The following is a 13,524-nucleotide window of genomic DNA, read 5'->3' on the forward strand; positions in this document are numbered from 1 at the left end:
CGCAGGACGCAGCGTCACGGTCACGCGCCTGCGCACCCGATGCTGGTCTCCGCCTCGTTCAGGGCGCCCAGCGCGACACGTGACACCGACAGTGTCATCGCCCCCGCCGTTCCGATCGACCACGGGCGATCCAGCTTGCCGACGTCCGCACCTGCGGCTGCAAGGCACTTCAGCGGCACGCCCACGCGCGTCCATTGGCCCACCGGCAGTTTTGCAAGCGTCGGCGTGAGCGCAATGCGGGCCGAGCAGCCCGTGCCGCAGTCCACCGCCAACCAGGCCTCGCCACGGGGTGCAGACTCCACCCGCAACGTGGTCAGCAGCATCAGGTCGCCGTTGCTTTCGCGCTGCAGGTCCAGTGCCGTGTGTGACTGCAGCGCGGCAACTGCCTCAGCCTTGCCCGACCAGGCCAGGCGGCGGCCATCTTCCTGTGCCAGGTGGTCCACGCCGGTGACCTTGAGCAGATCGCCCTCCAGGGCCTCCGGCACCTTGGTGACCGTGACGCCCTGCCCCGTGCTGTTCTGCAGGCGCAGGGCCATGCCTGAACCGGCTTCGCCGCGCGCGAAGAACACGCCGCTGGCACCTTCATTGCCGGTTACCCCGGAGACTTCCGGCAGCGCCGCCAGATCGCCGTTGTCGGCGTAGGACAGGCCGAAGCCGAAGGCGAACTGCGGGTCGTAATCCTTCTGCCCCACATTGTTGGCGTACTGCGTCGCCGTGCGCGGCCAGCTGAAGCTCAACCTGCCCTTGAAATCGTGCTGCACGCTGCCATCAGGCGTGCGCAGCAGCACGTCGGCAACGCCAGCACCTTCCGAGCCGGGCAGCCACGCCGCCACGAACGCATCAGCGGCGTTGATCTCGCGGTTGACCCACAGCGGGCGTCCGCTCAGGAACACGGCCACCACCGGAATGCCGTCGGCCTTCAGCCGCTTGATCAGGTCAAGGTCGGCATCGTCCCCCGGCTTGTAGGCCAGCGTCGGCAGATCGCCCTGGAACTCGGCATACGGGCTTTCGCCGAATACCACCACGGCCACATCCGGCTTCGTTACATATTTCCCATCGACCGCCAGCACTGCCTCGCCACCCGCGGCCGACGCCTGCTGGGCGATGCCCTCGTAGATCGTGTCCGCATTGGGGAAGTCCTTGCGGGTCGTGCCGGTGCCCTGCCAGTTCAGCGTCCAGCCGCCGGCCTGCTTGCCCACGTCGTTGGCACCGTCACCGGCGACCAGGATCCGTTGCTTGGGCGACAGTGGCAACACGCCCCCCTGGTTCTTCAGCAGTACCAGGGATTCGCGCACCGCCTGCCGTGCCAGCGCACGATGTTCCGGTGCGCCGATGAGGGCGAACTGGCCGCCGACCGCACGTGTGGACGGCTTGCCGGCCTCGAACAGACCCAGCCGCATCTTGACGCGCAGGATCCGGCGCACCGCCTCGTCCAGCCGTTGCTGGCTGATGGTGCCGTTCTTCACGGCGGCCAGCGTGGTCTCGTAGAAGCCCTTCCAGCTGTCCGAGGCCATGGCCATGTCCAGGCCCGCATTGATGGTGGCCGGGCAATCGGTGGTCGTGCAGCCCTTGACCTGCCCGTGGCCGTTCCAGTCGCCCACCACGAACCCACCGAAGTGCATGCGGCCCTTCAACGCATCGGTCAGGTACTGCCTGTGACCATGCATTTTTTCGCCGTTGACGCTGTTGAAGGAGGCCATGACGGTCTGTGCGCCTGCAGCGATCGCCGGCGGATACCCGGCCGCGTGGATGCGCACCAGGTCCGCTTCGCTGATCCGGGTATCCCCCTGGTCCTTGCCATCGGTAGTGCCACCGTCGCCGAGGAAGTGCTTCACCGAGGCGATCACATGACGACCATCGAGGAACGCGGGCGTACCCACTTTGCCCTGCAGGCCTTCGACCATTGCACCGGCATAGCTGGCCACCACCTCGGGCGATTCGGAATAGCCCTCATAGGTGCGCCCCCAGCGGTCGTCCTGCGGTACCGCCACGGTTGGTGCGAACGCCCACTCCATCCCGGTGGCACGGGTCTCCAGCGCGGTCACCTCGCCGATCCGGCGCAGCAGATCCGGGTTGCGGGCGGCGCCCAGGCCGATGTTGTGCGGGAACAGCGTCGCGCCGATGATGTTGCTCTGCCCATGCACGGCATCGATGCCGAACAGCACCGGAATCGCTTTGCCGCCGGTGGAGGTGTCCATCGACGCCGCGTAGAACGCATCGGCCAGCGCCAGCCATTCGGCCGGCGCGGCATCGTAACGGCCACCGGGATCGGAATTGCCGCCGGCCAGGACCGAGCCCAACCGATAGCGGCGCACGTCGTCGGGCGTGATGCTGGCGATATCGCCCTGCACCAGCTGGCCGACCTTTTCCTCCACCGTCATGGTGGCCATCAGGTCGGTGATGCGCTTTTCCAGCGCGGGGTCCTCGGCCAGTGGCCAGGCGACCTGCGGCCACGGGTCCGGCGTCGCGGCTGCAGTTGCGGCAACGTTTTCATCCTTGCCGCAGGCCGCCAGTGCCAGCAGCAGCGTGGTCAGCAGCACGCCAGCGTGGGCGCGGCCAACGTGTCGATGGGTCATCGCGTTCATCCTTCCATCTGCTCCAGTTCCTTGCCCTTGGTTTCGTGCACGTACCTGAGCACGAAGAACACCGAAATGACCGCCGCCACCAGATAGATGCTGTACGTGGCTGCCAGCCCGGTGACGGCCAGCAGAATCGGGAAGGTCACGGTGACGGCGAAATTGGCGGTCCACTGCGCCGCACCGGCCACCGCCAGGCCCGAACCGCGGATCTGGTTGGGGAACATCTCGCCCAGCATCACCCACATCACCGGGCCCCACGAGATGTTGAAGAACACGACATAGGCATTGGCCGCTACCAGCGCCAGCGTGCCCATGCCCGCAGGCAGCTGCAGGTGCGTATCGACCAGCGAGCCACTGGCGAATGCGGCCACCAGCAGTGCCAGTGACACCGCCATGCCGGCCGAGCCAACCCACAGCAATGGCTTGCGCCCGATGCGATCGATCAGCAGCACGGTGACGATGCAGGCGCCGATGCTGAGCGCACCGGACAGCACGTTGATCAGCAGCGCGTCGTTCTCGGAGAAGCCGACGGCCTGCCAGAGTACGGCACCGTAGTAGAACACTACGTTGATGCCGACCAGCTGCTGGAAGGTGGCCAGGCCGATGCCGACCCAGACAATCGGGCGGATCCTGCCGGTGGCCTTGTTGCGCAGGTCCGACAGCCGCGGCCGATGGTGGTCGGTCGACAGCGAAGCGTCGATCTCGGCAAGCTTCGCCTGCGCCTCGACACCGCCGTACAGCCGCGCAAGCACCTGCAGCGCCTCGTCCTTGCGGCGCTTCACCATCAGGTAGCGCGGGCTTTCCGGAATGGTCAGCAGCAGTGCCAGGAACAGCAGCGAGGGCACGGCCTGCATCCAGAACATCCAGCGCCACGCTGCATGCCCGCCCCACAGTGCCTCGGTGGACGCACCGGCGGTGGCTGCCAACAGATAGTTGGACAGGAACGCGACGGTCAGCCCGCTGATGATGGCGATCTGCTGGACCGTGGCGAGCCGGCCACGGTAGCGCGCCGGCGCGACTTCGGCGATGTAGGCCGGGGAGATGACACTGGCGGCCCCCACCGCAAAGCCCCCCAACACCCGCGCGACGATGAACATCGCCGAGGAGGATGCGGCGCCGGCGCCGATCGCCGACAGCAGGAACAACACTGCCGAGACGATCAGCACGTTGCGGCGGCCGAGACGGTCGGCCAGCCGGCCGGCGCTGAAGGCACCCACGGCGCAGCCCAGCAACATCGAGGCGATCTCGAACCCCTGCATCCACTCGCCGGATCTGAACGCCTGGTGCAGGCCGTCCTGGGTGCCGTTGATCACGCCGCTGTCGAACCCGAACAGGAATCCGCCAATCGTCGCCACCACGCTGATCAGTACGATCAGCCGGGTGTTCTCTCCACCGCTCATTGCCTGCTGCATTGCCGTGTCCCTCCCCGGTTCGGTGTCATCGATGCGAGCCGCTGTGCTCAACGCAGCAGGTACTGGTTGATCAGGTTCTCGTAGCGCTCCTGCTTGCCGCTGATCTGCCTGGGCTCGCCGCCCTTTGCACCCAGCGCAGCCAGCTCTGCGAGACTGAGCGCGCCGCCCGCGAAGTCCTTGCCGGCACCACTGTCGAAGCTGGCGTAACGCTCCTTGCGCCACTGCTCCAGCGGCGAGTCGTTCAGCAGCGCATGGGCCACTTCCAGCCCGCGGGCGAAGGCATCCATGCCGCCGACATGGGCAATGAACAGATCTTCCAGGTCGGTCGATTCACGGCGCACCTTGGCGTCGAAGTTCAAGCCGCCTTCCAGACCGCCCTGGCGCAGCACCACCAGCATCGCGCCCACGGTGTCGTACAGGTCGGTGGGGAACTGGTCGGTATCCCAGCCGTTCTGGGCGTTGCCGCGGTTGGCATCGATGCTGCCGAGCAGGCCGTGGTCCGAGGCGACCTGCAGATCGTGTTCGAAGGTGTGGCCGGACAGCGTCGCGTGGTTGGCCTCGATGTTGAGCTTGAAATCCTTGTCCAGGCCATGTTCCTTCAGGAACCCCACCACGGTGGCGCTGTCGAAGTCGTACTGGTGCTTCATCGGTTCCATCGGCTTGGGCTCGATCAGGAAGTTGCCCTTCAGGCCGATGCTGCGGCCATGGTCGCGCGCCATGGTCAGGAACCGCGCGAGGTGGTCGACTTCGCGCTTCATCTGGGTATTGGCCAGCGCGGCATAGCCTTCGCGGCCGCCCCAGAACACGTAATGCTCGCCGCCCAGTTCAACGGTGGCCTCCAGCGCCGCCTTTACCTGCACGGCGGCACGCGCCACCACTGCGAAATCCGGGTTGGTGGACGCACCGTTCATGTAGCGCGGGTGCGAGAACAGGTTGGCCGTGCCCCACAGCAGCTTCATGCCGGTTGCATCCTGGCGCGCCTTGGCCAGGCCCACCATGTGCTTCAGGTTCTTTTCGTACTGCCCGACATCCTCGGCGTCCGGCGCCAGGTCGATATCGTGGAAACACCAGTACGGCACGCCCAGCTTGGTGAAGAACTCGAATGCCGCGTCCACCTTCGCCTCGGCGGTCGCCATCGGCGAGCCGGCCTCCCAGGGGAAATGACGGGTACCCGGACCGAACGGATCGTGCCCGGCATTGCAGAAGGTGTGCCAGTAACAGACTGCAAAGCGCAGATGTTCCTGCATGGTCCTGCCGCCGATGACCTTGTCCGCGTCGTAGACCTTGAACGCGAGCGGGTTGTCCGAGCCCCGGCCTTCGAAGGGAATGCGGCCGATGCCGGGGAAGTATTCCTTGGCGCCGATGAAAGGTTGCGTGCTCATGGTGCGTCTTCCTGTCGTTGTGCGAGGTGTCGCGGAAAGGAGATCAGCCGCGGTACAGCGGCGTGATGGCGTCGAGATGTCGAAGGAAACGGGCGTAGGCCGTGGCGTAGGCTTCGGCGCGCGCCGTGTCCGGGCGTGCCGAACGCAGCGGGTCAAGCGCAACGTGGCGGTCGGCGACGTCGGCGATGGAGGCGGCATCGCCGCGGCCGTGGCCCAACGCCCACAGGGCCTGCAATGCCGCACCGAATGCCGCGCCTTCGGACTGGGCCGGCACGTCCACCGGCAGGCCGAACACATCGGCAACCAGTTGCCGCCACTGCGCGCTGTTGCTGCCGCCGCCGGTCAGCACGATGCGTTCGAACTGCATGCCCGCGCCGACGAATGCGTCGTAGCCATACTTCAGGGCGTAGGTGGCCCCTTCCATGGCCGCGCGGTAGATGTGCGCCGGCGTCATGTTGGTCGTGTCCAGGCCCGCCAGCACCCCCTTGCCCTGCGGCAGGTCCGGCGTGCGTTCGCCGTTGAGGAACGGCAGCATCACCAGGCCGTCGGCACCGGGCGGCGTGGCCTGCAGGTGCCGGTCGCCCTCGCGGCTGCTGAAGCCGAAGGCGTCGGCGACCTGTCCGGTCACTACGGTGCAGTTCATCGTGCAGATCAGCGGCAGCCAGCCGCCGGTCGACGAGCAGAACGCGGCCCATGCCCCGCCCGGGTCGACCACGGGCGTGTCCGAGAAGGCAAACAGGGTGCCGGACGTACCCAGGCTCATCACCAGGCGACCGGGTACGACGCAGCCGGTACCCACGGCCGCCATCATGTTGTCGCCACCGCCGACGGCCACCTTCACCGATGCGGGAAGGCCCAACGCCGCCGCCGCGGCGGGGGTGATGCCGAACATCTCTTCGGTTGCGGCGATGCGTGGCAGGCAGTCGGCGAGATCGCGCTGCGGATCGGTCGCGTGCAGCAGCTCGGCCGACCAGGTTCGGGTGCGCACATCCAGCCAGCCGGTGCCCGACGCATCGCCGTATTCGCAGAAGCGCTCGCCGGTCAACACGAAATTGAGGTAATCGTGCGGCAGCAGGATGGTGGCAAGCCGCGCGTAGGCGTCGGGCCGGTGCGTTTTCGTCCACGGCAGCTTGGAGGCGGTGTAACCGGCAAGCACCGGGTTGCCGGTCAACGCGATGGTGCGCGCCATGCCGCCTGCGGCGTCCATGATCTGCACGCATTCGGCCGAGGTGCTGGTGTCGCACCACAGCTTGGCCGGAGCCAGCACCTCCCCGGCCGCATCGACCGGCACGAACCCATGCTGCTGTCCTGAGACTGCCAGCGCGGCAATCCGGGAGCGCACCGCCGGATCGATCGCAGCAAAGCAGGCGTGCAGTGCCGTCACCCAATCGGCCGGCCGCTGTTCCCGGCTGCCGTCTGCAGCGCTGGTCAGCTGCAATGGCGCGCTGGCGCTGGCCACGAGACTGCGCCCTTCAGGATCGTAGACGACCACCTTCAGGCTTTGCGTACCAGCGTCGATTCCCGCAACCAATTCCATTCACTGCACCCCGTAGTGGTTTGAAGGTAGCGCTACCAATTCAATGCAACAGCGCGCACTGCGGCTACGCCACGGCCCTGCCCCTTTGCCATGCGTCCGGCGCCGCCTTGCAGTAGCGCTCGATGAACTCTGCCTGCGTCGGCATCTTCGCCACCGTTTCCTGCACTGGCTGCCGGATGCGATGCAACAGGGTGCGCAGGTCCGCATCGCCGATGGCCCGCGCAAGCGGGTGCGGCGGTCCGGGCTGGATACCCTGGCCCATCAGGACGCTGGTCCAGGAGTCGACCCGGAACAGCTCGCCAGGGTCCTGCCAGGCATGGGCACGCTCGCGCCACGAGCGCAGGCGGACCTGCAGCGATTCAGGCAGCGCCATCTCGCGGCAGGCCTTCCACATCGGCTCGTCGCGCTGGTTGGCGTGGTAATGCAGGATGATGAAATCGCGCACGTGCTCCATCTCCTGGCGGCTCACGTCGTTGTACAGCGCCACCAGCGAAGGGGTGATGCCGTCGGACGGGAACAGCTGGATCAGGCGCACCACGGCGCTGATGGTCAGGTGGATGCTGGTCGATTCCAGCGGCTCGATGAAGCCACTGGCCAGCCCGAGCGCCACCACGTTCCTGTTCCAGGCCTGCAACCGGCGCCCGCTGCGGAACGGCACCAGCCACGGATCGCGCAGGGGCCGTCCGTCGACATCACGCAGCAGCTTGGCCTGCGCCTCGTCATCGGACATGTGGCGGCTGGAGAAGACCAGCCCGCAGCCGACCCGGTGCTGCAGCGCGATGTGCCAGCGCCACCCGGCCTCGTGCGCGATGGCACGGGTGTAGGGCACCGGCGGCGCGGGCGAGTCGGTCTGCACGGCAACGGCGCGATCACTGGGCAACCATTCGTTCCAGTCTTCATAGCCGGTATGCAGGGTCTGCTCGGTCAACAGGCCGCAGAAGCCGGTGCAGTCGATGAACAGATCGCCTTCGATGACCTGCCCGTCGTCCAGCACCAGCGACACAACCGAGCCGTCGTGGGGATGCTGGCGGACTTCGCGGATCTTGCCTTCCACCCGCCGCAGGCCGTTTGCTTCGGCCTTGCCGCGCAGGAACCTGGCATAGAGCCCGGCGTCGAAATGGTAGGCGTAGTTGACCTGGGGTTGGGTCTGCAGCGAGAACCTGTCGGCCAGGGAAGCGGCGCTTTCCAGGCAGAAGTCGCCCAGCTCGGAGTGCATGCCGCGGCGCAGGCTGTCCAGCCAGAAGTGATGGAACGGCGTGGCCCAGGTGCCCTGCCCGATCGTGCCGAAAGGATGGATGAAGCGTTCACCGGGGCGACGCCAGTTCTCGAACGAGATCGACAGCTTGAACGTGCCGGCGACCGCACGCAGGAACTCCTGCTCATCGATCTGAAGGAAACGGTGGAACGTGCGGATGGGCGGCACGGTGGATTCGCCCACACCCACGGTACCGATCTGCTCGGACTCCACCAGGGTGATGTCCAGCTGTTGGCGGAACTGGTGCGCCAGTGCGCAGCCGGCCAGCCAGCCGGCGGTGCCGCCACCGGCGATCACCACTCTCCGGATCGGCCCTTGTGTAGTGTCCGCAGCGTTCAATGCGATGCTCCCATCAGCGGTTGAGTCGACCCAGCAGCTGGGCGCGCATGCGCCGCGCCTGCGTCTCGTCGAACGGTGCCAGCTCTCCCTGGGCCGCTTCGGGCAGGTGTTGCCCTGCCTGCTCGCCGGGACCAAACACGTAGTACTGGAAGATCTTTGCCCACGCCTGCTTCTCGCGCGCCGGTAGATCGCGCAGGGCCCACATTGCATGCTGCAGCGCCGGCAGGGGTGAGCCGAGATAGCCAGGCGCACTGCGCCACCAGTAGTTCACCAGCACGTTGAACGGTTCCAGGCTGCGCACGTGGTGCCACCACAGGCCTGGGATGAAGATGGCATCACCGGGCTCAAGCGTGGCGGTCTGCGCGCTTGCGAGGGCATCACGGAAGCGCGGATGGCGGTCGAAATCCGGTTGGTCGAAATCCACCACGCTGACCACCTGCCCCCCCGGGGTGGGCTCCATCGGCCCCGGGTAGAGGTTGTCGATCTGCTCCGGCGGAAACAGGGTGAAGCGGCGCCGGCCCACCGCGCAGCACGCCAGGTTGTCCGGAATGTCGTAATGGCAGGAAGCCGTCACCCGGTTGCCGACCCAGATGCTGGCCGAAGCATCGATGCCCTGCCCCGCCAGTCCGGCGTCGTTGTGCTGGGCGAACCCGGGCAGCGCACGCGCGATCAGCAGCGAAGCGACGTAATAGGTGGGCGGGCTCGGCGAATCGAGGTGGTCGGCGATTGCGTCCAGCACCTCTGTCAGCAGGCCACGCCGGACCTCGAAGTTCAAGCGGGTGAAGTCCGCGTTGTAGAACGGACGCCCTTCGATCTCGGGGCCGCCGAAGGAATAGGGAACAGGCACGCCTGCTTCGAACCCGCGCAGGTAGGCCATGGCCTCCTGCAGGGAACGCGACCCGGCCTGCACCAATGCCCAGTCGCGCGCGATGCCGCGCAGCACCACTGGCTCGCCGGCTGCCACCAGCGCCTGCAGCGGCAGCGCCGTGGAATCCAGGCCTTCCAGTGTGCGCATGGCGACGCCGTCCAGCACCGGTCAGTTCCTGCCGCCCGCGACGGCGGTATCCGCTGCGCGCAGGCGTCGCTGCTTCTCGGCGATCAGGCGGCGCATGTTGTGCAGCGATGCCAGCATCAGATAGGCGCCCTCCAGGTAGCCGGCGCGGTTGAGTTCGGCCAGCGCCGCACCCTCCAGCAGCGCGAGGCGGTCACGGTCGACCGCATGCAGGCCGTTGACGCCGACCCGATGCTCCGCGTCGATCCGCACGTCCAGCGTGATCGGTTGGATCAACCCTTTCGCGTCGAGCGTGGCGAACATGTCCGCGGCAAAGGCATGGCCGTCGTGGATGCCGCGCAGCACCCCGGCGATATGGTCCAGATAGGGCGAGTTACCGCCCTGTGGCAGGAACACCGGCTCGCCGTGCATTGCGGTCACGCGCGGATGATCCAGATCCACGTGCAACACCGCTTCCCGGGTAAGCGCACCATCGATGTGGCCTTCCTGGAAGCCGATCAGGAATGGCCCTTTCGCCGCGGCACCGGGCAGGTAGGAGGCGTTCCAGCGACCGTCCTGCAGGAACAGGTTCTCGTGCTGTTCGAACCCCAGCAGGGCCACCGCCTGCCAGCCGCCCGTGGCGGGGTCCTTGCGCAGGAAGATGGGATATTCACGCTGCAGTTCGGCGAACTCGCTCGGATAGGCCGGCACCATGCCCACCGCATCGCCGAACTCGGCGCCGAAGCCGGTGGCCACACGCAGGTCCCGATGGGCAATGTTGTTGAGCATTTCGTAACGCGACATGGTGTTGTCCAATCCGTCAGCAGCCTGGAACGGGTGCCGCTGCCGTGGCAGCGGCACCCCACGGTTCAGAACCTGTAACGCACGCCCAGCATGTAACGCGGGCTCTGGTCGGCCAGCTTCACGATCATCTGCGAGGTGCGCGAACGCCAACGCACATCCTCACCGGTCAGGTTGATCGCCTCCAGGCCAAACGACCAGTGGTCATCCAGGGTGTAGTTCACGCTGAGATCCCACTGTTCGTACGCCTCCACATAATACGGATTGCGGCTGGCCCCCTGGTTGGCCAGGATCAGGTACTGGTCACGCCAGTTCCACGCCAGTCGTACCGACCAACCGTACTTCTCGTACATCAGCATCGCATTGGCCGTGTCGCTCAGTCCCGTGAGCGAGAACTGGTCGATGCCCGGGTCGCCTGCGTTGTTGAATCCCACATCCCCATTGACCAGGGTGTAGTTGGCCAAGATGCCGAAGCCGGTATCGCCGAAGAAGTATTGCCCACCCAGTTCCCAGCCGTGGAGCTTGGCCTTGTTCTGGTTGATGGGACGATTGACGTTGAACTGGTACAGCGGATCGCCGGCCGTACCGTACAGGTCGTAGGCTGCTTCAGTGGCCAGCACCTGGGCGTCGGTACCGTTGTAGGCGCCCAACCCGGCGGGATTGTTGCGCAGCAGGGCCAGGGCGGTGAACAGCGAGGTGTCATTGGCCGAGCACGCCGCTGCATTGGCAGCGCCGACCTGTGTGACGCAGGCACCGCTGGTGAGGAACGCCAGCGCCGCCTGCGCATCCGGACCGGCGGTAGGATCGCGCAGGCCGTACAGATTCTCCTGGACAATGGTGTTGCCGACGAAATTGTCGACCGATTTGTTCCAGTAGGTCAGCGAGACGTAGCTCGCATCGGCGAAGTACCACTCCAGCGCCAGATCCAGGTTGTCCGATTCCAGCGGTTTCAGCTGCGGGTTCTGTGCGGTACCGCTGGCCCGCGAGGACGGGTCGATGAGGACCGAGCCGAACGGCTGCTGGGCGGTCGGGCCGGCATACAGGTTGCCGATCGGCGCGCGTGCGATGCTCTTGCCGAATGAGACACGCCCCTTCAGGTCCTCACGAAGATCGATGCTGAAATCCAGATTGGGCAGGATGTAGCTGTAGCTGTTCTTCTCGGTGAACGGCTGTTGTTCGTCGGACAACACCACGCGGAAGTCATTGTTGGATTGCCACTCGATGGCTTCCGGGATGGCGATGTTCGAGGTGGAGACAACATCGGTGGTTTCATAGCGCACACCCAGGCGGGTATTGGTACGCATGCCGCCCAGCTCGCCATCCAGCTCCACCTGGAAGTAGGCCGACTTCGTCTTCTCTTCCACCAGGTTATCGGCGGCGCGCTGCGGGCTCACGCCGAGATTGGCGCCATAGTTGTCCGCCGCCCACTGCGCAAGGCGACCGGCATCGCCGCGCCAGGCCGTGAAGCTGTTGGCATTGAAGTCGTTGAACAGCCCGACGATGTTGACCGGCTGCAGCAGGTCCATCAGCCCGTTGGCAACATCCCCGTCAACGTTGGCCACGCCCCAATCGCCCAGGGTGTTGTAATTCTCCGCTGCCTGGATGCGGTGGGTGGTCTGCTTGCTCGAGTCCACGCCAAACTGGAAGCGCCCCTTGTCGAAGCTCCACTCACCGTCGACACGCCCCTGCTTGATCTCGCTGATCTGTGTCTGCGAGTTGATGCGCAGCACCTGCGAACCGATCTCGCCCGGCGCGAAACCCGGATTGACCACGCCGTTGGTGTTGGCGATGGCATCGGCCGTGCTCGGGTACCAGACCTGGGTGCCCACCGGCAGGCCGCTGTTGAAGACCATTTCCTGCACCCATGACCCACCGCAATGCGGTCCGGCGGTGCAGTTGTTGGTGCCGGCGATGCTGCTGAAGATGGAGCCGCCACCAGTGAGCGGATCGTTCGGGCGGCTTTCGTTCTTCGAGTTGTGCGCATCGAAGCTGAGCTTGAAGCGGTCGGTCACATTCCAGACCGCGTTCAGGCCGAGCGAACCCAGCTTGTACTTCTGCATGCTGCGCTGCTGCTCAAGGCCGAAATCCTTGGTGCCGGCGATTTCACGGATGTAGATCGGCGTGGCAACCGCACCGCTGGTATCGAACTCGACGTCGGTGTAGTTGCTGTTCTGCAGCCACATGCCCTGCTCGCCACGATTTTCAGTGATCTCGTTGGTCGAATAGGTGTAATCCAGGGTCAAGGTCACCGCATCGGTCGGCGCGAACTGCAGCACGGCCTGGCCGTTGATGCGCTCACGCTCGAATTCGGAGAAGGCATAGCGCAGGTCGTTCGGCCGCGCATACAGCGCACCGATCGCCGGTGCATTGACCACCCTCGGGTTGCCCGGCATCGTGCCGGTCCACGGCTGCACGTTCCAGTAGTTGTCGGTGGCCTGCACCGAACCGCCCTTGCGTTTCTGGTAGCTGGCGCTCACGCCCACGCCGAAGGTCTTGTCGGGATTGGTGTAACTGAAGATGCCGGACAGTTCCGGCGTCAGGTCGTCGCCGAACGGCTGGCTGCGGTCGGAGACGGCCTTCGCCCCGGCACTGGCGACGATGCCCTCGTGGTCGAACGGCCGCGAGGTCAGGATGTTGATGGTGGCACCGATGCCACCGCTGGGGACATTGGCCTGGCTGGTCTTGTAGACCTCGATGCCATTGATGGCTTCAGCGGCCAGCTGGGCGAAGTTGAAGGCACGGGTGCCGCCGTCGACACCACCGATGGCGACCTGCCCCGACGCACCGAACGCATCGGCGCCGGGCATCTGCCGCCCGTTGAGCGTCACCATGTTGAACTGAGGGCCGAAACCACGTGCCGTTACCTGTGCGCCCTCACCGTCACGGCGCTCGATCGAGATGCCGGTGATGCGCTGCAGGGATTCGGCCAAGTTGGTATCGGGGAACTTGCCGATGTCCTCCGCACTGATCGCATCCACCACGCCGGCCGAATCACGCTTGATGTCCATGGCCTGGCTGAGGCTGTTGCGGATGCCGGTGACCTGCACGGTGTCCAGCTGTGTCGGGCTGGGCGGATTCTGCTGCCCGGCGACGGGTGCCGGCGTTGACGCCTCTTGTGCGAATGCGGGATTGATGACCAGGACGCCACCGACAAAGGTGAACATGGCCCTGGAAGTGAACTTCGCCAGCGTCCGGCTCATCGACGAGCCCTCCGGCCTGGGGTACGAC

General features: G+C 66.0%; 8 protein-coding genes. All 8 read right to left on the bottom strand.

Features of this window, described 5'->3' with window-relative positions:
• Positions 1 to 20 precede the first annotated feature (20 nt).
• Entirely contained in the window at positions 21 to 2,576 is a 2,556-nt protein-coding gene (locus AB4Y98_RS01000; RefSeq protein WP_442243543.1) for a glycoside hydrolase family 3 N-terminal domain-containing protein, read from the bottom strand.
• Between the two features lie 5 nt (positions 2,577 to 2,581).
• A complete protein-coding gene (locus AB4Y98_RS01005; RefSeq protein ID WP_442243544.1) occupies positions 2,582 to 3,991 on the bottom strand; it encodes a sugar porter family MFS transporter in 1,410 nt (469 codons plus the stop codon).
• A 47-nt stretch (positions 3,992 to 4,038) separates the two neighbouring features.
• Positions 4,039 to 5,373, bottom strand: a complete 1,335-nt coding sequence (gene xylA / locus AB4Y98_RS01010) for a xylose isomerase (protein ID WP_025877150.1) — start codon at positions 5,371 to 5,373, stop codon at positions 4,039 to 4,041.
• Between the two features lie 43 nt (positions 5,374 to 5,416).
• Positions 5,417 to 6,910, bottom strand: a complete 1,494-nt coding sequence (gene xylB, locus AB4Y98_RS01015; protein ID WP_442243545.1) for a xylulokinase — start codon at positions 6,908 to 6,910, stop codon at positions 5,417 to 5,419.
• Positions 6,911 to 6,974: 64 nt separating this feature from the next.
• A complete protein-coding gene (locus AB4Y98_RS01020) occupies positions 6,975 to 8,504 on the bottom strand; it encodes a tryptophan halogenase family protein (protein WP_442243546.1) in 1,530 nt (509 codons plus the stop codon).
• A gap of 13 nt (positions 8,505 to 8,517) precedes the next feature.
• A complete protein-coding gene (locus AB4Y98_RS01025; protein WP_414716103.1) occupies positions 8,518 to 9,519 on the bottom strand; it encodes a cupin-like domain-containing protein in 1,002 nt (333 codons plus the stop codon).
• Positions 9,520 to 9,540: 21 nt separating this feature from the next.
• Positions 9,541 to 10,299, bottom strand: coding sequence for a SapC family protein (locus tag AB4Y98_RS01030; RefSeq protein WP_025877142.1), 759 nt, complete (start codon positions 10,297 to 10,299; stop codon positions 9,541 to 9,543).
• Positions 10,300 to 10,364: 65 nt separating this feature from the next.
• Positions 10,365 to 13,496: a TonB-dependent receptor gene (locus AB4Y98_RS01035; protein WP_301908437.1), complete on the bottom strand. Its 3,132-nt coding sequence runs from the start codon at positions 13,494 to 13,496 to the stop codon at positions 10,365 to 10,367.
• Positions 13,497 to 13,524 lie beyond the last annotated feature (28 nt).

Source organism: Stenotrophomonas sp. 2YAF26, from assembly GCF_052114625.1.
In the GTDB taxonomy this organism is placed as follows: domain Bacteria; phylum Pseudomonadota; class Gammaproteobacteria; order Xanthomonadales; family Xanthomonadaceae; genus Stenotrophomonas; species Stenotrophomonas indicatrix.

Excerpts from the sequence above, each read along its gene's own strand:
- AB4Y98_RS01000 (WP_442243543.1), bottom strand. The coding sequence starts at position 2,576 with ATGACCCATCGACACGTTGGCCGCGCCCACGCTGGCGTGCTGCTGACC.
- AB4Y98_RS01005 (WP_442243544.1), bottom strand. The coding sequence starts at position 3,991 with ATGCAGCAGGCAATGAGCGGTGGAGAGAACACCCGGCTGATCGTACTG.
- xylA (WP_025877150.1), bottom strand. The coding sequence starts at position 5,373 with ATGAGCACGCAACCTTTCATCGGCGCCAAGGAATACTTCCCCGGCATC.
- xylB (WP_442243545.1), bottom strand. The coding sequence starts at position 6,910 with ATGGAATTGGTTGCGGGAATCGACGCTGGTACGCAAAGCCTGAAGGTG.
- AB4Y98_RS01025 (WP_414716103.1), bottom strand. The coding sequence starts at position 9,519 with ATGCGCACACTGGAAGGCCTGGATTCCACGGCGCTGCCGCTGCAGGCG.
- AB4Y98_RS01030 (WP_025877142.1), bottom strand. The coding sequence starts at position 10,299 with ATGTCGCGTTACGAAATGCTCAACAACATTGCCCATCGGGACCTGCGT.
- AB4Y98_RS01035 (WP_301908437.1), bottom strand. The coding sequence starts at position 13,496 with ATGAGCCGGACGCTGGCGAAGTTCACTTCCAGGGCCATGTTCACCTTT.